This is a genomic window from Lysinibacillus sp. FW301-JW8 (genome assembly GCF_058788755.1).
Genome location: NZ_JBYTBB010000014.1, coordinates 65,093 through 89,039, shown reverse-complemented (window position 1 = coordinate 89,039; position 23,947 = coordinate 65,093). Strand labels below are relative to the sequence as shown.

The following is a 23,947-nucleotide window of genomic DNA, read 5'->3' as shown; positions in this document are numbered from 1 at the left end:
GCACCTCCTTTAATTGATACCTTTATAGTACCGAGAGGTGCTACGTGATTATATGCGTTATTTGAATACGGGCTTACAAAAAATCCTCTCACTTTGTATACTATGAGAGGATTTTCACATTTTATCTATTAGCCAATCTTTTTTTGTAATATCATTTTTTCTTGTTTATATAGTCATATAAAGCATCTTTCCAATGCCTCCTAGGAGTAAAACCATTAATACGTAATGATAAATCCCCTAATACAGAATACGCTGGGCGCTTTGCTGGTCTTGGAAATCGCTCTGAAGTTAAAGAGTTGACCACTATATCCTTATTTGCCACTTTAAAAATCTCCTTAGCAAACTCGTACCAGGAGCATGTTCCGCTATTCGTACAATGGTAAATACCGTATTTTTCTGTTTGTATTAATTCAATTAAAAACTCCGCTAAATCAACTGTGTAGGTAGGTGATCCAATTTGGTCATGAACAACACCGATTTCTGTTTTCTCTTCAGCAAGCTTCAACATCGTTTTAACAAAGTTTGGACCAAATTCACCATAAACCCACGCTGTTCTTACAATAAAATATTTAGAGCTTAAAGCTTGTGTTAAAAACTCACCAGCGTATTTAGATTGTCCATATACACCTAATGGTTCAACATTCATATATTCCGTATACGGTGAATTTGCTTGACCATTAAAAACGTAATCTGTACTAATATAACAAATTTTCGCTCCAATTTCTTCGGCTGCCACAGCTAAATTACGTTGCCCTATTCCATTTACTCGAAAAGCAAGCTCTTGGTTTGTTTCCGCTTCGTCTACATTTGTATAGGCAGCAGCATTAATAACAATATTGGGTCGAATATCATTACATACAACAACTACTTTTTCTATATCCGTGATATCTAACTCCGTTTTAGTATATGCAAACAATTCATGCTCACTACTGGATAATTGCTTAACTAACTCTTGACCAAGTTGTCCATTAGCTCCTGTTACCATTATCTTCATTACAATTTACCACCATATTGTTGTTGATAATAATTTTGATAATCTCCTGATATGATATTTTCCCACCAAGACTGATTATCTAAATACCATTGCACAGTTTCTTTTAAGCCTGTTTCAAATGTATATTTTGGCTCCCAGCCTAACTCTTTTTGAAGCTTCGTCGGATCAATTGCATAACGGCGGTCATGTCCTAAACGATCTTCTACATATTGGATTAATGATTCGGGCTTATCAAGTTGTTTTAGAATTTCTTTAACAACCTCTAAGTTCGTTTTTTCATTATGTCCACCTACGTTATAAACTTCACCATTAATGCCTTTATGTAAAACCAAATCAATCGCACTACAATGATCTGTTACATGTAGCCAGTCTCGAACGTTCTTACCATCACCATACACAGGAAGTTTTTTATCGTTTAACGCGTTAATAATCATTAAAGGGATCAATTTTTCTGGGAAATGGAATGGTCCATAGTTGTTGGAGCATCGTGTTATATTTACAGGAAGACCAAATGTTTCAGAATATGCTAATACTAAAAGATCTGCCCCCGCTTTACTTGCACTATAGGGGCTGTTTGGAGATAAAGGTGTTTGTTCAGTAAAGTAACCATCTTCTCCTAACGAGCCATAAACTTCATCTGTCGATACCTGTAAATACTTCTTGATGTTATATTTTTTAGCTGCATCTAATAATACTTGAGTTCCTTGAATATTTGTTTGCACAAAGATCCCTGGATTTGTAATACTTCGGTCTACATGCGACTCTGCTGCAAAGTTAGTCACAGCATCTACACCATCCCCAATTAACTGATCCATCGTCTCTGCATCTGTTATATCAGCCTTGACAAATTGATAATTTGGTTTACCTTCAGATGGCTTTAAATTCGCTAAGTTACCTGCATAAGTTAAAGAATCAACGTTAATAATCGAATATTCAGGATATCTATCAACCATGTAATTTACAAAGTTACTTCCGATAAATCCAGCTCCACCTGTTACTAGAATTTTCATACTTATCATTCCTTACCTTTATAAATAAATTGGATTTCTAAATCCTTTAGATTTGGATGCTTGGTATCTTTATCAGATAAAATTGGTTTCGAAGTAGGCCAGTCTATATTTAAATTTGGATCATTCCAAGCAATTCCACGATCATGCTCTGGTGAATAATAATTATCTACCTTATAAAGAAACTCTGTATTTTCAACTAGTGTACAATAACCATGTGCAAAACCTCTAGGTACTAGCAATTGTCTTTTATTGTCCTCGCTTAAAATAAACCCTTCCCACTGTCCATATGTGGGAGAGCCTTCTCGAATATCAATAATTACATCATATACTGCACCTTTTGTTACTCTTACTAGCTTCGTTTGAGCAAATGGTTCTAGCTGATAATGCAATCCTCTTAGCACACCACATTCTTTTGATAATGCATGATTATCTTGTATGAAATTAAAAGAAAAACCTTGATCTTCTAATAATTTAGCATTATAAGTTTCCATAAAAAAACCACGATGATCCCCAAATACTTTTGGTTCCAAAATATAGGCATCTTTTAGTTTTGTTTTAATAAAATTCACTATATAGGACCCCTTATAACTTTTTATTTGCGAGTGAAATTAAATACTGACCATAACCATTTTTCTTTAAAGGTTCTGCAAGTTCCAATAGCTGTTCCTTAGAAATATAACCTTTACGAAAAGCAATTTCCTCTAAACATGCTACTTTTAAGCTTTGACGTTTTTCAATTGTTTCAATGAATGTTGAAGCTTCTAATAGTGATTCATGTGTCCCTGTGTCCAACCATGCAAAACCTCGCCCTAATAACTCTACATGAAGATTCCCGGCTTCTAAATATGCTTTGTTTACATCTGTAATTTCAAGCTCTCCACGTGGTGATGGATTGATAGATTTTGCGATTTCTACAACACTATTATCATAGAAATACAGGCCTGTTACAGCATAAGTAGATTTTGGCTCCTGTGGTTTTTCTTCAATAGAGACAGCCTTGCCATCTTCATCAAACTCTACTACACCGAAACGTTCAGGATCTTTTACATTATAACCAAAAACAGTCGCTCCATTTTCTCTTGAAGCTGCTCTTTCTAACATTGAAGTAAATTTATGTCCGTAGAAAATATTATCTCCTAAAATTAATGCTACAGAATCTTCACCAATAAATTTTTCACCAATAATAAAAGCTTGAGCTAAGCCATCCGGTAAAGGTTGAACAGCATATGATAAGTTTATTCCTAAACCCCGCCCATTACCTAATAATTGCTCAAAACGTGGTGTATCCTCAGGTGTCGAAATAATTAAAATTTCTTTAATGCCAGCTAACATTAGTACTGACAATGGATAATAAATCATTGGTTTGTCATATACCGGTAACAATTGTTTGGATACAGATTTTGTCAAGGGATATAGACGAGTGCCACTACCTCCTGCTAAAATAATTCCCTTCATAATTTACACCTACTCAATATTATTTTATAAATCTATTATTATCCTATTAGTTAATTTTTCTTCCTAACTTGTAGTCGAACTAATCGAATTACTAAAATATTTTTTAGATATATCTCTAGAAAATCTAATAGCAGGTTTTTCTATGTATTTCCATGATAATTTAGCTACAATAATCGTTAAGATACAAGATAAAATCGTGTTAATCTCCGGTCCAACCTTTGGTAATAATTTATAAACTACTTGTGCCATTGGCCAACCATATAAGTATACCCCATAAGAAATATCCTCTTTTAGTCTAAACTTAATTATTGTTTTAGACGTACTGATTTGATAGGCTAAAGCAATTGAAAATAACATTATAAATGTTTTATGAAGAGATGTATCACTAGTTAAAATTGTCACTATTAATAAACATACTACAATACCATAATTCATAATAAAGTTTTTATTATTATAATATATTAAACCGCCTATTAAAAATGTAATAGTATATTGAGGAAAAACACCTAACCCAAACAATTCCTGATTAGAACCTACTAGTGGCATTAAATTTGGAAATGTCAACACACCGAAAATTAAAAATATAATAACTATATTAGCTGTATCACGGTATTTTAACAGTCCAAACATCCCAAACATTCCAACCATTATATATAGTCTCGCTTCTAAAGTAATAGACCATAAAGATCCATTCACACCTTGGTTTGGATGGTCAGTGAACACCCCTGGTAAAAAATGTTCATTCCATATCAGCTTTAAATTCCCTAATATATACTTGTAAAGTTGTGGATCTTTCAAATAGTTTATAATAGTCAAATCAGTAAATATAAGCCCTAGAGATACACAAAAAATTATACAAACAACTAGTGGAGGATAAATTCTAAAAAATCTTTTTGTAATAAAATCCTTCATACTCATAGAATGTTCCATACTCTTAAAGACCAATGCACCGCTTAGAAACATAAATATGAATACGGCTATTTCTCCTGCATGCGTTATCCCAGTTAGACGTGTAACTAAATCCATTTTCCCCTCTTTTGGAGCTATTGCATACGAATGCGCATATATTACCATTAGAGAAGCGATTAATCTAATTATATCAAAATTATTATTTTCTCTATCAAAAATATTAATATTCACCACCCTCCCCTCTCTATTCCATTTTCTTCTCTACCATTGCAATAATAACAGCAGCATTCCCATCCCTAGTGTTAATAGCAAATGAGTTTTTCAAATACAGTGTATCATCTTCCAATATTTCCTTAATTCCTTTTTCAAACATAGCAGCTTCTAAAACTATATAATAAGCAGACTTGATAGGGCGGCGGTTAATTTCATCAATAATCTGTTCTGTCCCCCCCAGTACCCACATTTCTTTATTTCCACCTGTAGCTGTCGCTACTCCCATCCAATAGCCCCACTGTGGGAATATCATTACCTCATCTTCAGAAATATTATAACTATATTCAGCCACTTTATTTATAGAGTCACTATAATAACCAACACCACCAGTTTTGTTTAAATTATCAAAAAATTTAATGTTATTATTCATTTGGAAAATGAGCAACAAAATAAGTACACATAAGCCTACACTCTTCGCAAATAACGTTTTATTTGTTAATAGCTCTTTAATACATAGTCCTAATACAAACAAAGCTATTCCACCCACTAAATAAAAAATAGGTAGTAACATTATAAAGTGTTGATAATTTAAAGACGACCCAATAACAATCCCTAATGTAATGTGAAATATTATTGTTAAAATCATAAGTTGTTGGAAAATAAGAATTTCATCAGAAACAATAGCTTTTATTTTCTCTTTGCTATAAAAGCATATTGCAATATATATAATAATAATTAATATTATTATCGGTATGAACATTTTATAAATATTTAATGAACTAACATCTGTTCCAAATATTACATTTGCTATAAAGTCACCGCTGGGAAGATTAATAAGAAGATTTTTCACATGTATAATTCTATCTAAAAAACCATTATTTAAGTTATCTGCAACACCATATGCATTACTCATATCTTTAAGTGAGTTAATATAACCATCTAAACCTTCATTTAATATAATTGAAAAGTGAGCATAAATAAATAAACTATATCCTATCAGAAATGAAGGAATATATATTCCACTTACTTTCCATTTCAGCTTATATTTTGCAGCATAGTAAAAAAGAACTCCAAATAAAACGATAAAATAAAAAGCAAAAATAAAATACCCCAGTGCACTGATTCCTGCCAATATTCCACTTGTAGCTAATTTTTTTGAGTTTACAGTTATACTCCCTTGCATATCCTTGATTACAGAAACCAACAAAACCACAGCTATTATAAAACTAATAAGTGGAAAAAGTTGCAGGTAATATTGTGTTCTCCACGCAAAAATAAAAGTCGGATCAATAGCAATAACTAAAGCTATAATGGTCGCTAATTTGCTATTTTTCGATAGAAATTCAACTGTTTTATAGCATAAATAGATTATTATCAATCCATAAATTATGTGCAATAATCTAGTTGAAAAAACACTGTATCCAAACACTTCAAAAAAAGCTAAGCCAATATACGCAGGTACTGCACCGCCATATAATGAATTTAATAAAGGGTATCTATATGGTTCAAATAAAATATTGTCAGGGTATGCCCAGACAGGTACATTATTTGGATTAACAATGCGTGCTGCGAAATAATCTGGATTCACCGAATCCATATATAGCCCTGGAAGTGTCACTTGAATCAAAGATAAAGCAACATAAATGAACATAGGGAATTTAGAACTAAAAACAAAAACTTTTAATAAACCCCGATTATTAACATTTTTCTTTTCCAATATACTACTCCTTAACATATTATTATCTTTTAAACATAGTCATTTGAAATAAAAACTTTTACATCCTCTGGGGTACCTAAGATGTGCACATGTTCATTTGGAATATTTGTAATCTTAACTTTTAAACCATCACTAATCATTTGATTATATAAAGGTGCTATGTATTTTTCACCTTTTTCTTCGTTACCTTCTTTAGCAAAATATCTTTGATACATATCCAAATATAGCTTTGCTTTTGAAAACCAATATAAACCAATAGTTGCATATTGTGAAATTCTTTTCTTTTCTCTTACTTCAATAGCTTCACCTAAATCATTTAATTTCACAAAACTCCATTTTTCACCTTCACCCTCAAAACAAGGAATCCAACCATCTACTTCTTCATTTAGAAAGTCAAGAGCAATAGGATTAACATGTGTATCAATATTGTATATTAATAAAGATTCATTCTCCTTCCAAAATTCTTTTGCAAAAAGAACAGTTGTAGCTTGTCCGTCAGTTAAGAAATCAATTTCAACGACTTTATATTTTTTTATATTCAATGCTTTACATTCAGTCTCTATAAAACTTCTTGCTTCATCTTCTTTTCGGACAATAAAAATATAATTTGATGCTATATTTATGAAATTATTCAAGCTAAAAATAGACCAATAAAATAATGATTTCCCTTTAACTATAATCTCATATTTTGGAACATTATAACCTGCTTCTTTAAAACGGCTTCCCATACCAGCCATAGTAATAATTATATTCATAGCTACTCCTTATGTTTTCTTTCTAATAATTTTCTATCATTATCTAAAATTTTATTGAGCTGTTCTTCCGAATACTCCAAAAATTCATTTGGACGTATTGCACGATCATCAATATAGTATCCACGTTCCCCAGGCCATGGCTTTCCAAATAAAATTTCATCATAAGGAATTTTCCATTTATCTAACCAATTCATTATAGATTTACCTGTATTGGCATTTATCAGACCTAAATTTCCTTCATAAGTTCTCATGTTTCTAGCAGTATATATTTGAATAATAAATCCTTCGTTTTTCCACTCTTTAATCTTATTGATCACTTCTTCATATGGAACTAAATCGTCATATGATTGCCCTTCCTTTTTTAAAGGACAAATCGTTCCATCCAAATCAATTATTAATTTATTATATTTTTTAGACATTATTTTTAAGCTCCTCTTTAATTATTATTGCATTAATTAAATAAGCTAGTACTTTACGAGGATTATCAATATGTAAAGGTAGCATTGATAAGAACAATGAAATCTCACATAATCTAACAAATCTAATATTGTAACCCGCTTCCTCCACTTTTTCAATGAACATTCTTTGGTGTGTATTATTCTTTTTACTGTTAAGAGTTAATTGTAGAGCAAGATCATTATCTAATGTAAGTGTAAAAAGCTCATTATTTATAAAATCATAGTTACCTAATATAGAATGCGAAAGTTTTGCCAAATCGTAATAAGGATCCGTCCACAAATCTGATTCTTCTAAAGCACCTTTTGTATCTATAAATTTCATTAAATATGTATTTTTATCATACAAAATATTAGAAAAACACAAATCTCCATGTCCAATAACTTCGTTTGATTTAACTAATTCTTTTTTTAATTGCTCAAAAATTTGTTTATAATCTTCTAAAATTTCTTCAATGGTATGCTTAGTTCCATTAATAATCAATGAAGCTATTTGGTTATAAGGCTCCTGATTCTTTAATATTTCTAATCTATCATGTATTTTATGTAAATATAGATTATTAAATCTTTCCTCATAATCTGTTTTGCTAATATCTTTACTTGGTCTAGAAACAATAAAGGTAAAGATTTTTTCTAAAAATATTTTGAAATCATGTACTTCCATCGAATTGTGTATCCATTGTAGTGCCATATCAGGAACATTTAATCTTTCCATTGTATAACTGGCTCTATCAGATTCCATTTTCAAGTCATAGGGCATAACATACCACTTTTTCATTACATCAGGTAATAAATGATAATAATTGTACTCTTTCTTCATTTTATTAATATCTACTGATTTTTTTGTAAGTGTATATTTATCACCTACAAGCTCATTAAAATATCTTGCTTCAAAACCACCCGAGAAGAAGTTTAGAAAAGAAGCTATATCTGTTATATCAAGTGCAAAATTTTGTGGTGCAAAAATTAAGATGTTGTCTCCAAAATCAGATTTAGTTATCATTTCATTTTGATTTATACCATTTATGTACATCTCATACTCCATTATATTGGTGAATATAGACATATAAGGATTTAATTCTTGATTCATACTAGAACTCTGAAAGTAGGATGCTTTATTCAAAATTGTTTCAAACTTACTATTATCAATAATTACTGCTTGAGATAAAAAATGAATAAAGATTACTTCATTTGAACTTTCTTTCATTTTATTTATTAATTCAATTCTTTGATTAATTGATGTAATTTCAATAATACTTCTAATACCACAATTAGTCACAAGCTCGAGTAATCTATCTTTTAATTTTTTTCTCTTATATATTATTTCTCCAAATGAGCGTTCTCCTACTATAGACTTTATAGAGAATGGTGGTTCTATACTATCATCATAAATAAAAATAACTTTTTTTTGCATTTTTCTCACACCCTTAAGTAAATTTCAAATGGTATTATATATTTTTGGTTATTTACCAAAACATGTGCTTAACTACATTTTCCGCTACGTATATACCCTCAGCTCAGTCTTTCGCTAGTAAAGTCGCTTTACGAAGAAAGTGAAACAACAAGAGCACTTACCGCACTCAGCTTCAAGTGCTGTTATATATAATTCAAATCAAAAAATGCTTTTGAAGTTTATAACTTTCCAGATAAAATTATTTTATGTTTTTATACACATTTGCTCAACTAACCCTGTTTTTACATTTTTCATTTATCTAATAATTTATACCCTTAATCCGTTTCTGCAAATAAGTTACAATGGCTATCATTTGACTTACATTGATTAACATAGGATTACTTTATATTTTCACAAATCATCAATTTTGATATATTTTCCATTATTATTTTTATTCTTAAACTTTCTCGCTTCAGAATATCTTTTTTTGAAAGTAATTAGTATATACGGGGATGCCATCAAAAAAAGAATCAAGAATGCAAAATTCTTATATATTGTAATTAACTCAAAATTAAATTCTGTTTGAGATTTAAATGGCTCATTAATCAATAGAATAAAACTTTGAACTATAGAATTAATATTAATCATCTGTGCTAAAAAATATATAGCTATCAATTCTATACACCAAATTAAAATAGACAATAAAATTAGCATGGTAGTGCGGCCTACTATTAGGCGCTTTATATCTGAATGAATCATTTTAAGATTTTCTAGAAATTTTAAAATACGTACCCCTTTAGAAGTATTACTTTTGCTTACTATGAATTGATTTAAATAATTAAAACTATGTCTAAATTCAACATAAAACAACACAGAAAGTCCTGAAAACACAAGTAATAAAATATATACTGGAATAAAATTATACGAAGCATTATCTATATAAATTAAATAACATGTGAATAAAACTAGTAATACTACAGCGTCAAAAAATCGTTCTATCCATATAGTAATAATTCCTCTCCTAATATTATTGCATAAAGTACCTATTTCGATAATTCTATATATTTCTCCAATTTTAAATGGTAATACAAAATTAACAAAAGTCGTTATGAAGTATATTCTTAATAACTGCTTCCACTTTATTTTTTCTTCTAATAACAAAATATATAATCTAAGTATCCTCATAATATGTGATAATAAATATATAAGAACAAAACATACAACATACTTTATTGAAAATACATGACCATATGCCATAATTGACTCAAAAGAAACATTGAAAAAAGGCAAATAAATAAAACTAGCAATCACAAAAACTATGAATATTAATATAATGTTTTTTTTCGTACTATAATTAATAAACTTTGAATTCATTAATCATTTACCCTTTCTTCTGATCTGAAGAATGTACTATAGAATAACTATACTTTTCTATACTTTTTTCCCTATGATCCTTATCTAAAAACCTACCCTTATCAACACCATATATACCCAATAATCCCAAAACTTTAAAGGCCTGTTTGAACATTTTTACATTTGAAACTTGATCATCTTCTCTCCAAGTTAAAGGGAAAAACTTTATTTTATGTTTATAATAAGTACTTCCTAAAACCATACAATAATTGAAAGTTAAATCATCTGGAAAACGTTTATGAAACATGTCCTTAAATATTTTCAAGTTATACATATTTAATCCCGAACCTAAATCATATATTCTTTTCTTACAAACTACTGAAAAAAATATGTTATATACTTTATTACCAAAAGTTCTAAATTTAGAATAACCTTCTAGTTTGGAACCTTTTTGAAATCTAGCACCTAATAAACAATCACATTGCTTGTAAATTTCCCCTTCTAAATAAGGCTCTATTTCTCTAATATCTCCTTGATCATCACCATGTAATACAATTAAATAGTCATACTTATTTTCTAGACCATAATCAATAGCTACTTTATGGGAACCACCAAGACCATAATTTTTTTCATTTTTTAAAACAGTTATTTTAATATCTGTAATATTTTTCATATACTCAATTGCAATTTGCTCTCCATTATCTGTACTACGATTATTTACGATAACTATTTCTTGAATATATTGTTTTATATTAGAATTAAATTGCTTTAAAACTCTCCTAATTTGTTTTTCACAATTATACATTGGTATAAATACAATTACTTTATCCACAAAAATTCCCCTTAAAATAAATTAATAAAAAAGTACTTTCAAAGACGATAAATATCCGTTTAGGAAGTTATTTTCATATATTTCAGCACTAATAAGCCTTTCAGATGTTCTTTCGATATGAACTCTTAAAAGAGAAAGAGAATACATTAAATCTTTCTTCAATTAATTCATTCTTCTAGAATCTGTAAAGAAAGGGTCACTTAATATTATGTATATACTGTAAATTTTTCCTAAATGCCTAAAAATTCAACTTTTTTAGTCGTTAGAAAATAGATGAACCAATATTAAGTCAATCTCTTGTTTCACATTTTTTTGACGTAGAACCTACTAAAGACACTTCTAATAAGTCATTATAAATCCAACGGTGGAGAGTATTTGCCCACCACAGTTTACCTTGAAAATAAACCCGTTCTTCGTTAGTTGAACAATCCATGTCTTTTCAACTGACATAAAATGGTATAAATCTGATATTTTAACTGTTTTGCAATATTCCTTAGTTCAAGCAATATTTCTATTTTTACACTTTCAGATATTATAAGATACATAAAGCTCATAACGACTTCTTCTGTCCAAATGTTTGTGTAGTATTACACGAAGTCTTAAGGTTTTTTAGCGCTTAATATCACTTTGCTATAAATTAAGTTCAAGACCAAGTAAAATCCCTCATTTGCTTTAATCTAGAAGGCATTTTATAACTATTTATCATTTAACTTTCAATAAATTATTTGTTAAAAATTTCATAAAAAAATAATTTGTTATTAATGAAAAAGGTGTATAAAAAACCTTCACAATTATTGGAATATAATACATATTATTAAAGCTTTTTAAAATCCACAGTGATGTTATATCTATTAAATAAGAGTATAGATTAATTGATATGGCTTGAAACATAAAATAAATAATAAATCCTAAAAAAATAAATGTCCTATCACTTAAAAATATTTTATATATTGATATAAAAAAAACAAAAGTTACAGCACAAATTGCACCTGTCAGATTAGCGACATAATAAGAAAAAGATGTTAGTTTAATCAGCAGAATGTATAATGTAAAATCTAACAACCATCCAAACCCTGATGTAAATACAAATTTATTAAATTTACTTAATTCACTGCCCATACATTTATTCTTCCCTTGAATACTTTGGATTTATAGTTATATTATTTCTACTAAATCATTTAAAACATTATTCCAATCATACATTCTAATGGAAGCATTTTGCATACCTTTATTTGGAGAATTTTTATTAATCATAATAAAACTGTTTTTAATACTCTCTAAATTAGAAGGTTCGCAATAGATTACATTATCCCCAAAATATTCCTTTGCAGGGGCAGTATTAGATACAATTGTAGGTACATTGAGTGCTAATGCCTCTAAAGAAGCTAGTCCTGGAGTTTCTATAAAACTTGGTTGAATATGTCCTTTGCTGCTTTTAACAATCTCAAATACCTCTCTCTGTGGTAAATGATTTAAAAAATAGATGTTATCCCCAGACACATCTTGTATAGCTTTAAAGTAATCTTCATATCCATAAGAAGTTTTGCCAATTAAAACTAGATTGGTTCTGTTAATATTAGCTGCTCTAACTAGGTTTAACTGATTCTTCCTTGGACCAATACCACCTACACAGCAAATATAATTTTCAGGTAAATTATATTTTGATTTTATAGTATCATCTTGCTTAATAGCATCTAACTTTTTTAAATCAATTCCATTATAAATAATTTTAATATTTTCATTTAGTTTACTTAAATTAAAATTATCTTCTAAATGATCTAATTCTGCATAAGAGTTGGGACAAATGTAATAAGCATTCTTTAAAACATACTTAATACATTTCTTAATGTTTAATAATTCCGTATTTTTTATTTTAAAATATTGAACAATCTTAGTATTCATTTTTAAAAATTTAGATGCCCTAATAAAAGATTTAGAGAATCCTGGTAATACTTTTTTCGCAATTGATTTCATATTAAAATGAAAAGGCATTTTTAAAGCATCTAAATTCCAATAAACTGGAAATAGGATGTATGGTTTATTATATCTCTCACAAGCCTTCATACATACATAAGCCTCTAATGGATTAGTTAGGTTAAAGATAAAAACATAATCGTATTCATTTAAATTTTCCATTACATTATCACTAATTGTAACACTATAGTTACGATTAATTAAAAAGTCTTTTATAGCATTAATCTGTACTGTATCTCCACCCGGAAATTTTGAAGAATTTATTCGATCAAAAATTAATATTTTTTTCATATTTCCTCTCAAATAATTTCATTTATTTTTCTTACACGTTTCTGCCATGTATGTTGCTCGGTTACTTTACGAAGCATTTCAACATGATTCGTTTCCACTCCTATGCTCAATGCCACTCTCACTTGTTTTTCGAATTCTTCTTTTGTACTTCCTATAAAGATTCCTTCAATCTCTAAAACTTCTGGCAATGGTGAACTAACTACACACTTTCCTCCTGCTAAATATTCAAAAACTTTAACTGGAGAAGTGCTTAATGTAATGTCATTAATCAAAAAAGGTAAAATAGCTACATCAAACAGGCTTAGTAAATGCGGAATTTTCCTATATGAAACTCGTTTCAAAACCTCTGTATTAGCAAGTTGCTTTATTTCCTCTACTTGCTGCACAACTGTAGGATAAACCTCTCCTACTAATACAATAGTCCAATCTGGATTAGATTTTGCCATATAACTTACTGTTTCAAAATCAAACCATTCAGCAATTGCACCATAATAACCAATAATTTTTTTATCTGCTGCTTTAACTTTTTTTAATTCTGACCAATCAAATAAATCATAACCCACAAAATCTTCTTTCGTAACTGCATTCGGTAAATACAAAACTTCTTTATTAAATTTAGCTAAATCCTTTTTTATCGATTTTGCAGTTGCTAATAAACAATCAGATTCTAAAACGGATTTTTCAAAATCATTTAAAATACCGTCATAAGAATCAAACGTATCAATGAAATCTATACAATCGTATATTTTAAAAATATCTTTATGCCATTCTTTCCAAATACTAATTGTTTTTAATTGATGTGGCCAATATTGCCATACATATAACAACTTATTTTTACAAGCTTCTATTAATTTTCTACCACTATCATTGTCATTAAATAAATATAGATTCGGTTCAATTTCTAAGCTCCCTCGAACATACCAATCTGGTTGATATGGAAATGAGGTATCTACCACATAAAAGACTATATAACCTTCTTTAGCTAGTGCCCTAGCTAATTGTTGAGGCCTTTGAAACATATACCCCCATGGACATGATGGAGAAGGAAAAACGAAAATCTTTCCTTCATAACCTTCCAGAATCTCCTCTATTTGTTGTCTTATAATACTTTCATTTGGAAATTTCAATACTTTTCCTTTTATATGTTGGGGCAATTTATGAATAAGTTTCCTTTGTATTATCTCTGGCTTATTTTGCAATACTCTCCATACTTTTTTTGTCAATTTCATTGCACTTCAACCTCTATGATTGATTTGTTATTTTTTCTAAATTTTTCGTAGTACCTTTTACTGCTTGTAATTTTTCTATATCAACAAAATCATTAAATTGAATCTTTTCTTTAAATATAATTTTTGATATCAATTCAATTGTATTTGTTATATAGAGGTTTTCAGTTACTTTACGAAGTCCATGATATTCTTCGCCATTATAAAATTCTGTTGCAACAATTACCAACTGATTTTTGTTCAAATTGCTTGCAACAAATTGTTTAAATAGTACGTTCTCTTTTGTCCATTCACCTACTATTACAATAGGCTCTTTTTGTAATTCTGCTACTCTATTAGCGATAGATGAAGAATCAACTAAATTTAAAAATATTGAATTTGGGGGCTTAGGCATTTCCCAAGATTTATTCCACTTTTGTTCAAAGTACAGTTTGTTTTTTTCCCAAATATTCTTATAGTGTTCAGACTGTAATTTTTTGAAGCTAACACTGCCATGATGATAAACGAAGACATCTTCTACAATTACTAACTTATATCCTAAGCTTTTAACACTCTCACAGTAATCATCATCCTCAAACATTCCGATACCATAGTTAGTATCTAAATCGCCAACTTTTTCATATACTTCTCTTTTTATTGCAACACAATAAAATCCTAACAAATTTGTATATCGGAACTTCCCTTTGTTAAATTGATTAAAGTCTTGTAACCATAATTCTGATGCCCCAGAAAGCGGATTTGATACGCAAAAATCCAACATTTGGTCATTTCCTACAGAATTAGATACTGGACCTGCCATACCAATGTGTTCGTTTTCTCTTAAAGGTCTAATAAGTTTTTCTATCCAATTTTGAGTTACGATTGTATCATTATTTAGTAAAATAATATATTCACCTGTAGCTAAGTTGCACCCAGCTTTGTTTCCTCCAGCAAATCCTAAATTTTCAGGTGAAAATAACACTTTAATATTAGGGTTGGAAATACGCGCCAATTGAATTTTCGTTTCATCGGTGGAAGCATTATCGACAATTATGATTTCTAAATTTTGATATTCATTATTTCGTATCAGGCTTTCTAAACATTGCTTTGTGTATGACCAGCTGTTATATGTCACAATAACTATACTTACTTTTGGTTTTGGAACAATCAAATGTTGCGTAATTTCATGGTATCTTGTCTCCCATGTATTATTAGCAGCATATTTTTTACGTTCCTCTACTAATTGCTCGTTACTCTCGTTTAAACTTTTTCTTATACTATTTTCAAAATCTTCTACTGTATCAGCTAAATATACTAAATTCTTCATATATTCTAATTCAGGAAGCCTCGTTGAAACTACAGGTTTTCCTGCTGCTAAATATTCGTAGACCTTCACAGGATTTGTAGCTAAAGTTAAATTATTTATCAAAAATGGTATTAAACACACATCAAATTTATACAAATAACTTGGTAAACTTTCATATGGAACTTCACCTGTCAATACTACATTTGACATTTTCTCTACACGAGAAGTATCACATCCAAATGTGTTTCCTACTAAAACAAATGTCAAATTAGAATTACGTTTTGCTAATTGTTCCACTAGCTCAATATCAAACCATTCTGAGATAGCTCCGTAATATCCAATAATTGGGTTTTCTAAACCTTTTAATTCATTCGCAAAGTTCGTAGGGCTTTTCGAGAAATGATTATACTCGCCTGCATTTCTTACAAGTATAGTTTTTGGGTTTTTAGGTAGCATTTTTTCATATAATCTTTGAGAGGATGCCAAAACCATATTTGCTGAATGTATTAGCTTTTCTTCTTCAGACAGCATTTCAACTGAATTAGTTGAAAACCCTTCATGATCATCCATACAATCATAAATAGTTAGATTGTTATTTAGATTTAATGAAACATCTGCCCAAAATGGTAAGTCGAGAATAGAATATGTTGCTCCTATTTTGAATTTTTTCTTTAAATATTCTATAGATTGATTGATAATTTTAAGGTCATCTTCAGCAATTGTATCTCTATAAGCATTTAAAAAGCTTTTTGAACACAATTTTACCCAATATATATTAGGCTGTAGTTCTTTAATAACGATATTTTTAGCTATTTCTTCAAAAGAAGGATTAATCTTTTGCAATCCAAAAGTTTCAATAGAGAAATAAAACACTCTATGTCCATTTTTTTCGAACTGAACAGAAATTTGTTGTGGTCTTTGCCATCTGAAATCCCATTCAATCACAGGGAATCTAAAAAAATCATATTTTTTAGGATATCCTGCAAATAATTCACTATTATCAAGTTTGAAAGTATCATTTTCCAAAGAAGTTAAATTAAACTCTGGGATTTTATATTGCTCTATATTCCGTAATTGAATTGGGCTAAATTGGGCTAATTCTAAGTTTTTAGGAACAGGTTGCTTTAAAATTTTCAACTTCATCCATCTTAAAAATTCCCTTTTTTCAATCCTACTTCCCTTTAAAAGCTGCTCTTTTACTCTTCGTGTTAAACACATTAATTTCCATGCTTTTGTAGACTGTGCTAATTCAAGTCTATTGTTATATTCTAAGGAATTTTGATAGTAGGAATCGTTTAGCCTCTTATGCATTTCTAGATATTCTGGGATATCAATTTTGTCGTTACTTGTCATTCTATTATCACCACTTTACCTAGTTCTCCAATTTTTCTTCATTTGCCTATTTAGTTCCTCAATTATTTTATCTCTTTCAAGCACCTGCTCATACAGAGATTTCCCCCACAATGAAACCTCATTAATTTTCTGATTTTGCTCTAAAATTAATTGATCTCTTTCATCCAAATCTTTTTGTTGTTTGTGAATAAACTCTGAAACTTTGTTTATTTCTTCATTTAATGTGGTAATTTGAGAATCTCTGTTAGCTATATCTTTTTCTAACTGTTTTCCCCATGTAGAAATTTGATTAATTGTAATATTTAACTCTTCAATAATTTTACTATATCCCTTAATTGCTATCTCATGTATACTAGTATTAGATTTCAGATAGTTCTCTCTATACACTGAAATATCTCTACCTACATACGAAATAAATGAAAATTCCATTTCACTATATATTTCTACTTCATTTTTAGGAATTTTTAAATATTCTAGAATATCATTAATACTAATTAGAGACTTCAAATAAACATGATACTTTATCTCAAAACTAAGAATTGCCCTATATAGTATATAATTCAACGGTACAGCGAAATCAAAAACCCATTCATAATCTATAACGGTTACTATGTTATCTTGGATAATAAGATTATCAAAATTCAAATCAATATTAGCTATTTTCAAAGAAGCTACCCCATCCAAAACTGGAAAGCTCCCGAAAACTTCAACAAACTGCTTTGTCTCATAAAAAGGTACCTGTCGCTCTTGTGTTAAGAATGATTTATACCAAGTTAATATCTTTTTAAACTCATCAATATCTTTATTTAGAATATGTTTAATTAAAATTGAATCAATACTTTCCCCAGTCACAAAAGGAAATATTACACTGTTATTTTTAAGTGTAGGTTCAACTAAATTGATTTTCGAATTTTTAAATAGTTCATAATTCTTATTAATCTTTCTAATGTGATGTATAGAATCTTTAGAATATGCCTCTTTCTTTACAACCCTTACTCCATTTTCTTGAAAGATTACTGTTTTTATTTGAAATTCTTTTTTTCTATCTATGCTGTACTTAATTTTTAAAATTTCCAAAGTAATGCTCCTTTTTAATTAATCACAAACTACAAGAAACGAATTAGAAAAGAACTCAAATTCATTACTAGAAATTAAAGAATCTAAAACTATACTCTCATCAAAAAGTTGAATTCGATCATTATCGAAATTATGGGTCAATCCCCTCAATTCGCCAATACTTGGAAGGGAATTCTCCGAAAATACTTGAAATGGTAACTTATAATCTGGTACAGGATAATAAAACTTTATATTATTAAACATACACTCTTGCAACAAATTTTTTAATTCATTCTTAGAAAATGTACATACTCCTTTAGTTTCTTTATAACCTTCAATTGAATCAAAAAGTTTTCCCGTGTGATCTTCTCGTGCACCTGCCCAATACTTCAAACCAAATTTATTTTCAATAGCAATAAATAATTTGCCATTTGGCTTTAGTAAGGTTTTTACATAATTTAAAAATTCCTGAAACGGTTTTGATGAAATAGAGAAGGATGGGGCATATTCTAAAACACCAATTAAAGTAATATAGTCAAATTGATGCTCAAATTTCATTTCGTTAAAATTACCAACAAATATTTCAATATTCCTAGAATTTTGATGTCTATGGGCATTAATAAGCGAACGTCTTTTAGACAACTCTACACATGTTACGCTCTTCGCATTTCTACTTAACGCACCTGTAATAGCTCCACAACCTGCTCCTATTTCTAGAACATCACTATTTTCATTAAATGGATACCATTCAATAATATGTTCTCTATATTTAGATAAGTGATATAAAATAGGCCACCTCGTATCATTTTTTATCACATCATCAAAATCTTTATGGCCTTGAACAATTCTTAGTAACTCATCTTCAATATCTCCATCACTATATTGATCTTCTCCTGTATAATAAGTTAAATTCAGTTTAACATTTCCAATTTGTTCAATCATATTTTCACCTATTGTATAGTGGATATTTCAATCTTAGAATTTAAGTCGAAATAACCTACTGTATTTTTAGAAGATATTACTTGAAACGAAATAACATCATATAATCGATGATATACCACAAACTCTCCATTTTCGAAACCTGTACACCCTAACGATAAAAGATAATTATTCGCTTGAAGACTCATTTTTTGACTAAAAGATGCTTCCATTATGACTCCATTTTTTGGTGTATCAATTACGATATTCTCAACCATTGTATTAGTACCTGTAATTTCAGTACCTTTTAAATCTTTAATTGTAAATGCAAAAATAGGAAATTCTAATGGACATTTAAACTGTACTCTTATTTTAAATTTGCATTCACTTTCTTTTTCTATTGTTGAAGTTAATTCGTCAAATTCATCAAAAATCCCAAAATCAATAATCTCAGCTTTATTATTACCATAATCTAGATGGTCCGAATTGATTTGATAAAAACTTTTCCATTCATCTAATTGAACTTCCTTTTTAACAAATTCATTTGTTAGTGTAGATTTGTGTAAATTAACTACAAGCCTTTTAAATAAATCTACACCCTCTTTAGCATTGTGTACCCCTAAAGATTCACCATCGTTTAAAACTAATACATTATCACAATATTTAATCACACTACTTAAATCATGTGTAACTAGTAGTATCGTTTTTCCTTGTTTCTTAAACTCTTCAAATTTCTTATAACATTTCACTTGGAAAAACATGTCTCCCACAGCTAATGCCTCATCTACTATTAAAATATCAGCATCAACATTAATCGCTACTGCAAAAGCTAAACGTACATACATTCCACTCGAATACGTTTTTACCGGTTGATCAATAAATTCACCTATATCTGCAAATTTCTCAATTTCTGTAAACCTTGCATCCATTTCTTCTTTCGATACACCTAATATTGAACCATTTAAATACACATTTTCTCTTCCAGTATACTCAGGATTAAATCCACTTCCCAATTCTAATAGAGCAGCTACGCGACCATTTACTTTAATTTCACCATCAGTTGGAGTTAATGTTTTTGCTATAATCTGAAGTAATGTACTTTTTCCAGAACCATTTTGCCCTACAATACCAAAAGTTTGTCCTTTTTTTACTTCGAAATTTATACCATGCAATGCATCAAATGCCCTATAATAAACTTTTTTTCCTAATGATAAAAATTGTTTTAAACGATCTATTGGTTTTTCATAAATTTGATATCTTTTAGATATATTTTTCACTTCTATTGCAAAGTTATTACTAGAGGACATCTGCAAAACCCTTTCTTGTCTTTTTGAACCATGTATATCCCAAAACTGCGACTATTATTCCTATAAACAATTCAATAATAAATCCATTCCAGTGTGGAAGTTGCCCCCAAATAATGACTCTTCTCATATCTTCGACTACATAAGTAATTGGATTTAAAGAATAAATAAAGTGAAATTCTTTTGGAATTGAAGATATAGGATAAAAAATTGGGCTCATAAACATCAATGCTGGAATAGCAATAGAAATGATTTGTCCTATATCTCTAATATATACACCTAAAGATGCTAAAAACCATGCTAATCCTAAAGTCAATAACAACAAAGGCAAAATAATTATTGGGAACAATACAGCAGTCCAATAAAACGTCCCTGTTAATATTAGCATCGCCAATATAAGTATCATATAGCTAATCAATGCTTGAAAAAGAGCAGAACCTAGAGTAACAATTGGTAAGATTTCTAACGGAAATATTACCTTTTTTACATAATTACTATTAGCTATTATTAAACTAGGTGCTCGTGATACTACTTCTGAAAATACATTAAAAACAACTAAACCGGTAAATAATAGTAAAGCAAATTCAACTTTATTAGTTTCTCCAGAAGTACCCCATCTAGCTTGAAAAATAACACTAAATACAAAAGTATAGATTGTCAACATCATGAGTGGTGTTATAAATGACCAAATTATTCCTAAAAAAGATCCCTTATATCTATTTGAAATCTCTCTTCGAGTAAATTGGTTAATTAAAGATTTTTGAGCAAGTATAAATTGAATTTGCTTTATCGTTGAACGTATCATTTTTACAATCTCCTCAATAAACTACCCTACTATTGAAACTGTTAACTAAAATAAGAATAGAGGAAACTAATTGTTTTCCTCTATTTTTCATTTTACTAATTCTCAACAAAATTTCTATTATTATTTATCAGTACTATGCCAATAATAACCATCATCGACGCTGCTGTCCCTGGCAGTGTATCATTAAATACTGCTTGAAGTAAGAACGCTAATACTGCTAAAGCCAAAATTACTAACTTATTTCTTCCATCAATAATTACTTTTAAACTATTCAATACTATAAATACTACGATTGCTAAAAAGGCTATAAACCCTACAATCCCAGTGCCATATAAAACCCCAATATACATATTATGAGGCTTATCCACAATTACTGTTTCAGTTTCAAGATTCGCTCTTGCATCTTTATTGTAATGTGGGAAATTATAAATTAATGTATCAAGTCCATAACCAAAGATTGGTCTCTCTTTGACTAAATCCATAATATATGTCCAAATATAAACACGTCCTGAACCTGCACCTACACCTGAAGGAGCAATCTCTGGAAGCTCAAAGCTGTTATCTGATGCATATGCTTTATCTAAGTCGAAAAGATTATTACTTAAAACAGTTGCTTCTTCTTTATATGGATTACTAGAAATAAAGAAACCAAATGTTTCATCCCAAACCTTGGCGTTTTCTCCTGCTAAAATATGAATCCCAGCAACAGAAATAGCACAAAATGCTACTATTTGAATAAAAGCTATTACCTTCTTTTCATTTTTAAGGGCAATCCATAAAATGAAAATCATCATTGCTACGATTGTCAAAAACCCACTTGTAGATAATGACATAAACACTATAAAAACTGCAATTGTCGCCATAACAAAACTAAAAATCTTATCAAATACCTTTTTATCAGTTAAGCTCTTAGCTAGAAACATGATGACTAAAACTGCAAACATACCACTCATATAGTTCCCATGGTTTAATGTTCCTAGTAATACTGATCCTTCACTTAAAGATGCTCCTTCAGGTAAAAACGCTGTAAATAGCTTTTGTGCCCAGATTTTTTGAAGTAAATCTTTCCCATAAAAATTTAATGTAATAATAACAAAGTTAATTAAAACAAACGGAACAGTAGCGTAAATAATATATTGAATAGCCTTCTTAGGATACTCAATATTCATTGCAATAAAGAATAACGCTAAATAGCAAAGCCAGCTAATTGCACCATCAGTACGGTTGTATTGACCATGCAATGCAATAGAAATGTTTGGTGAAAAAATTGTTGATAACACAATTGCTACAGCAAATGCTCCTATTGCATAATTCAGTTTAGTTTTACGAACTTTCCCGTTCATAAATAAAATTTTAGCCAAGAACATGATGCCTGCTAATACCGTAATAACTAATACAGCTAATGCTTTATAATGTGTAAAAAGGTCACCCTTTGTACCACCTGTTAGTGCACTTACATTAGTTATCAGTGGAGATTGAACCTCAACTACGCTCGCCATAACGATTAAAGGTACAAATCCTATGACAATAAGAAGCAACCCAAAAATCCATTTGTCTACAGATTTTTGTGATTGTATATCTTCTTCAGTATCACGATAGGCGACTTTTTCGTAGAACTTACTCATTTTTAGTACCTTCCTTTAATTGCGAATTTTCGATTTGGGCTAATAGCTCTGCTACATGCTCCTGATAAGTTGGAATATCTTCTAGTGTCCATTGAGATTCCTGACAACGTAATAACACGATTTTTGCCTCTTCATATTTTTCAGCACCGACAAAAATTTCGCCCAATTGAATCATAAATCTTGGGTCTTCCACCTTATATGGATTTAAGTCTAGTGTTTTTTGCATAAGAACTGCTGCCTGCTTCATATCGCCGTTTTGTGCAAAAATTAAAGCTGCTGCATAATTTGCAATCTCTGAATTAGGTTCTTTTTTCAGAACATTTTTAATGGCGTCTGCTGATCCAGACATGTCACCTGTCGATTGTAACTGTATGGCTTGCGAATATAAAGCTTCATTTATTTTAAATTTGTCATCTTGCTTACTGGCCATCACATTTGCCACAATTAGACCAATTACAACAAATGCCACCAAGCCCGATAATATATATTTTCTAATTGGTTCAGTAAATGTCATTGTAACTCTACCCTTCTCATACTTTGTCGTTTTTTCACATAAGGTTATTATACTATAAATTAGCTTCCACATGTAGGGTAGACTGCCAGTTAATCTGATATATTATGACTTTAAAGAAAATGCTTTAAACTATATCATTTTCACCTATTATTATTGTTGTAACATATTTGACTCCCTCTTACGCTAAGGTTCTCAACTTTCTTAAATTGGATTACGATATATTTAGAAGAAATCATATTTTTAAAAATTTATGATATTTAAGCTAATTAACTTGTGGAGGAAGTGGAATGAAAATTGTAGTAAAAAAGATTTGAAATGTTGAGTAATAATAGATGGAAAAATGTAAAGAAATAAAGTCTTATTGACGATTTTGATCAGTACTAATTTCAACAGATTTTGCATTTTACCAAAAACATATGGATACCCTTACTTAAGAATAAGTTGCTGTTTAAAAGATCATTAAGCTGAAGATTAAAAATTTATATTAGGTACTTTAAATTTATTGAAAAG

21 protein-coding genes are annotated in these 23,947 nt (G+C 29.5%); all 21 read right to left on the bottom strand.

Annotation, left to right across the window (positions count from 1 at the left end):
- Positions 1-151 precede the first annotated feature (151 nt).
- The 21 genes from rfbD to AC3WOM_RS08175 all read right to left on the bottom strand — a co-directional run bounded on the left by rfbD (position 152) and on the right by AC3WOM_RS08175 (position 23,437).
- Complete coding sequence (rfbD, locus tag AC3WOM_RS08275) at positions 152-994, bottom strand: dTDP-4-dehydrorhamnose reductase (protein WP_492446124.1); 843 nt, start codon at positions 992-994, stop codon at positions 152-154.
- A complete protein-coding gene (rfbB, locus tag AC3WOM_RS08270) occupies positions 994-2,004 on the bottom strand; it encodes a dTDP-glucose 4,6-dehydratase (RefSeq protein ID WP_492446122.1) in 1,011 nt (336 codons plus the stop codon). The genes rfbD and rfbB overlap by 1 nt, the downstream gene beginning before the upstream one ends.
- A gap of 5 nt (positions 2,005-2,009) precedes the next feature.
- Positions 2,010-2,573 carry a dTDP-4-dehydrorhamnose 3,5-epimerase gene (gene rfbC, locus AC3WOM_RS08265; protein WP_492446120.1) on the bottom strand — a complete coding sequence of 188 codons (564 nt, stop codon included), beginning with the start codon at positions 2,571-2,573 and terminating at the stop codon, positions 2,010-2,012.
- 13 nt (positions 2,574-2,586) lie between these two features.
- Positions 2,587-3,459: a glucose-1-phosphate thymidylyltransferase RfbA gene (gene rfbA, locus AC3WOM_RS08260; protein WP_492446118.1), complete on the bottom strand. Its 873-nt coding sequence runs from the start codon at positions 3,457-3,459 to the stop codon at positions 2,587-2,589.
- Positions 3,460-3,522: 63 nt separating this feature from the next.
- On the bottom strand, positions 3,523-4,599 hold the full coding sequence (locus tag AC3WOM_RS08255) for an acyltransferase family protein (protein ID WP_492446116.1): 1,077 nt from the start codon (positions 4,597-4,599) through the stop codon (positions 3,523-3,525).
- 13 nt (positions 4,600-4,612) lie between these two features.
- A complete protein-coding gene (locus AC3WOM_RS08250; protein ID WP_492446114.1) occupies positions 4,613-6,298 on the bottom strand; it encodes a hypothetical protein in 1,686 nt (561 codons plus the stop codon).
- A gap of 29 nt (positions 6,299-6,327) precedes the next feature.
- Positions 6,328-7,053: a glycosyltransferase family 2 protein gene (locus tag AC3WOM_RS08245; RefSeq protein WP_492446112.1), complete on the bottom strand. Its 726-nt coding sequence runs from the start codon at positions 7,051-7,053 to the stop codon at positions 6,328-6,330.
- A 2-nt stretch (positions 7,054-7,055) separates the two neighbouring features.
- The gene (locus AC3WOM_RS08240; protein WP_492446111.1) at positions 7,056-7,472 is read right to left on the bottom strand and encodes an HAD family hydrolase; all 417 of its coding nucleotides are present in this window, start codon (positions 7,470-7,472) and stop codon (positions 7,056-7,058) included.
- Positions 7,465-8,922 carry a hypothetical protein gene (locus tag AC3WOM_RS08235; RefSeq protein ID WP_492446109.1) on the bottom strand — a complete coding sequence of 486 codons (1,458 nt, stop codon included), beginning with the start codon at positions 8,920-8,922 and terminating at the stop codon, positions 7,465-7,467. The genes AC3WOM_RS08240 and AC3WOM_RS08235 overlap by 8 nt, the downstream gene beginning before the upstream one ends.
- Positions 8,923-9,312: 390 nt before the next feature.
- Positions 9,313-10,275 carry a lysylphosphatidylglycerol synthase transmembrane domain-containing protein gene (locus AC3WOM_RS08230; RefSeq protein ID WP_492446107.1) on the bottom strand — a complete coding sequence of 321 codons (963 nt, stop codon included), beginning with the start codon at positions 10,273-10,275 and terminating at the stop codon, positions 9,313-9,315.
- 7 nt (positions 10,276-10,282) lie between these two features.
- Positions 10,283-11,086: a glycosyltransferase family 2 protein gene (locus AC3WOM_RS08225; RefSeq protein WP_492446105.1), complete on the bottom strand. Its 804-nt coding sequence runs from the start codon at positions 11,084-11,086 to the stop codon at positions 10,283-10,285.
- Between the two features lie 702 nt (positions 11,087-11,788).
- The gene (locus AC3WOM_RS08220; protein ID WP_492446103.1) at positions 11,789-12,205 is read right to left on the bottom strand and encodes a GtrA domain-containing protein; all 417 of its coding nucleotides are present in this window, start codon (positions 12,203-12,205) and stop codon (positions 11,789-11,791) included.
- Positions 12,206-12,241: 36 nt separating this feature from the next.
- Complete coding sequence (locus tag AC3WOM_RS08215; RefSeq protein ID WP_492446102.1) at positions 12,242-13,351, bottom strand: glycosyltransferase; 1,110 nt, start codon at positions 13,349-13,351, stop codon at positions 12,242-12,244.
- Between the two features lie 8 nt (positions 13,352-13,359).
- A complete protein-coding gene (locus AC3WOM_RS08210; protein ID WP_492446100.1) occupies positions 13,360-14,580 on the bottom strand; it encodes a glycosyltransferase in 1,221 nt (406 codons plus the stop codon).
- 13 nt (positions 14,581-14,593) lie between these two features.
- Positions 14,594-17,215, bottom strand: coding sequence for a glycosyltransferase (locus AC3WOM_RS08205; protein ID WP_492446098.1), 2,622 nt, complete (start codon positions 17,213-17,215; stop codon positions 14,594-14,596).
- Between the two features lie 15 nt (positions 17,216-17,230).
- Positions 17,231-18,292: a coiled-coil domain-containing protein gene (locus AC3WOM_RS08200; RefSeq protein ID WP_492446097.1), complete on the bottom strand. Its 1,062-nt coding sequence runs from the start codon at positions 18,290-18,292 to the stop codon at positions 17,231-17,233.
- A gap of 18 nt (positions 18,293-18,310) precedes the next feature.
- Positions 18,311-19,213, bottom strand: coding sequence for a class I SAM-dependent methyltransferase (locus AC3WOM_RS08195; RefSeq protein ID WP_492446096.1), 903 nt, complete (start codon positions 19,211-19,213; stop codon positions 18,311-18,313).
- Positions 19,214-19,221: 8 nt separating this feature from the next.
- Positions 19,222-20,496: an ABC transporter ATP-binding protein gene (locus AC3WOM_RS08190; protein WP_492446095.1), complete on the bottom strand. Its 1,275-nt coding sequence runs from the start codon at positions 20,494-20,496 to the stop codon at positions 19,222-19,224.
- Positions 20,486-21,298 (bottom strand): ABC transporter permease, encoded by an 813-nt coding sequence (locus tag AC3WOM_RS08185; protein ID WP_492446093.1) that lies wholly within the window; start codon positions 21,296-21,298, stop codon positions 20,486-20,488. The genes AC3WOM_RS08190 and AC3WOM_RS08185 overlap by 11 nt, the downstream gene beginning before the upstream one ends.
- Positions 21,299-21,393: 95 nt before the next feature.
- On the bottom strand, positions 21,394-22,923 hold the full coding sequence (locus tag AC3WOM_RS08180) for an O-antigen ligase family protein (protein ID WP_492446092.1): 1,530 nt from the start codon (positions 22,921-22,923) through the stop codon (positions 21,394-21,396).
- On the bottom strand, positions 22,916-23,437 hold the full coding sequence (locus AC3WOM_RS08175; RefSeq protein WP_492446090.1) for a tetratricopeptide repeat protein: 522 nt from the start codon (positions 23,435-23,437) through the stop codon (positions 22,916-22,918). Before AC3WOM_RS08175 ends, AC3WOM_RS08180 begins: the two co-directional genes overlap by 8 nt.
- Positions 23,438-23,947 lie beyond the last annotated feature (510 nt).

What these genes read in the sequence shown, in the direction of transcription:
- AC3WOM_RS08180 (WP_492446092.1), bottom strand. Translation starts at nt 22,923, where the DNA reads ATGAGTAAGTTCTACGAAAAAGTCGCCTATCGTGATACTGAAGAAGAT.
- AC3WOM_RS08230 (WP_492446107.1), bottom strand. Translation starts at nt 10,275, where the DNA reads ATGAATTCAAAGTTTATTAATTATAGTACGAAAAAAAACATTATATTA.
- AC3WOM_RS08245 (WP_492446112.1), bottom strand. Translation starts at nt 7,053, where the DNA reads ATGAATATAATTATTACTATGGCTGGTATGGGAAGCCGTTTTAAAGAA.
- rfbB (WP_492446122.1), bottom strand. Translation starts at nt 2,004, where the DNA reads ATGAAAATTCTAGTAACAGGTGGAGCTGGATTTATCGGAAGTAACTTT.
- AC3WOM_RS08195 (WP_492446096.1), bottom strand. Translation starts at nt 19,213, where the DNA reads ATGATTGAACAAATTGGAAATGTTAAACTGAATTTAACTTATTATACA.
- rfbA (WP_492446118.1), bottom strand. Translation starts at nt 3,459, where the DNA reads ATGAAGGGAATTATTTTAGCAGGAGGTAGTGGCACTCGTCTATATCCC.
- rfbD (WP_492446124.1), bottom strand. Translation starts at nt 994, where the DNA reads ATGAAGATAATGGTAACAGGAGCTAATGGACAACTTGGTCAAGAGTTA.
- AC3WOM_RS08235 (WP_492446109.1), bottom strand. Translation starts at nt 8,922, where the DNA reads ATGCAAAAAAAAGTTATTTTTATTTATGATGATAGTATAGAACCACCA.
- AC3WOM_RS08190 (WP_492446095.1), bottom strand. Translation starts at nt 20,496, where the DNA reads ATGTCCTCTAGTAATAACTTTGCAATAGAAGTGAAAAATATATCTAAA.
- AC3WOM_RS08205 (WP_492446098.1), bottom strand. Translation starts at nt 17,215, where the DNA reads ATGACAAGTAACGACAAAATTGATATCCCAGAATATCTAGAAATGCAT.
- AC3WOM_RS08220 (WP_492446103.1), bottom strand. Translation starts at nt 12,205, where the DNA reads ATGGGCAGTGAATTAAGTAAATTTAATAAATTTGTATTTACATCAGGG.
- AC3WOM_RS08175 (WP_492446090.1), bottom strand. Translation starts at nt 23,437, where the DNA reads ATGACATTTACTGAACCAATTAGAAAATATATATTATCGGGCTTGGTG.
- AC3WOM_RS08185 (WP_492446093.1), bottom strand. Translation starts at nt 21,298, where the DNA reads ATGATACGTTCAACGATAAAGCAAATTCAATTTATACTTGCTCAAAAA.
- AC3WOM_RS08210 (WP_492446100.1), bottom strand. Translation starts at nt 14,580, where the DNA reads ATGAAATTGACAAAAAAAGTATGGAGAGTATTGCAAAATAAGCCAGAG.
- AC3WOM_RS08240 (WP_492446111.1), bottom strand. Translation starts at nt 7,472, where the DNA reads ATGTCTAAAAAATATAATAAATTAATAATTGATTTGGATGGAACGATT.
- AC3WOM_RS08215 (WP_492446102.1), bottom strand. Translation starts at nt 13,351, where the DNA reads ATGAAAAAAATATTAATTTTTGATCGAATAAATTCTTCAAAATTTCCG.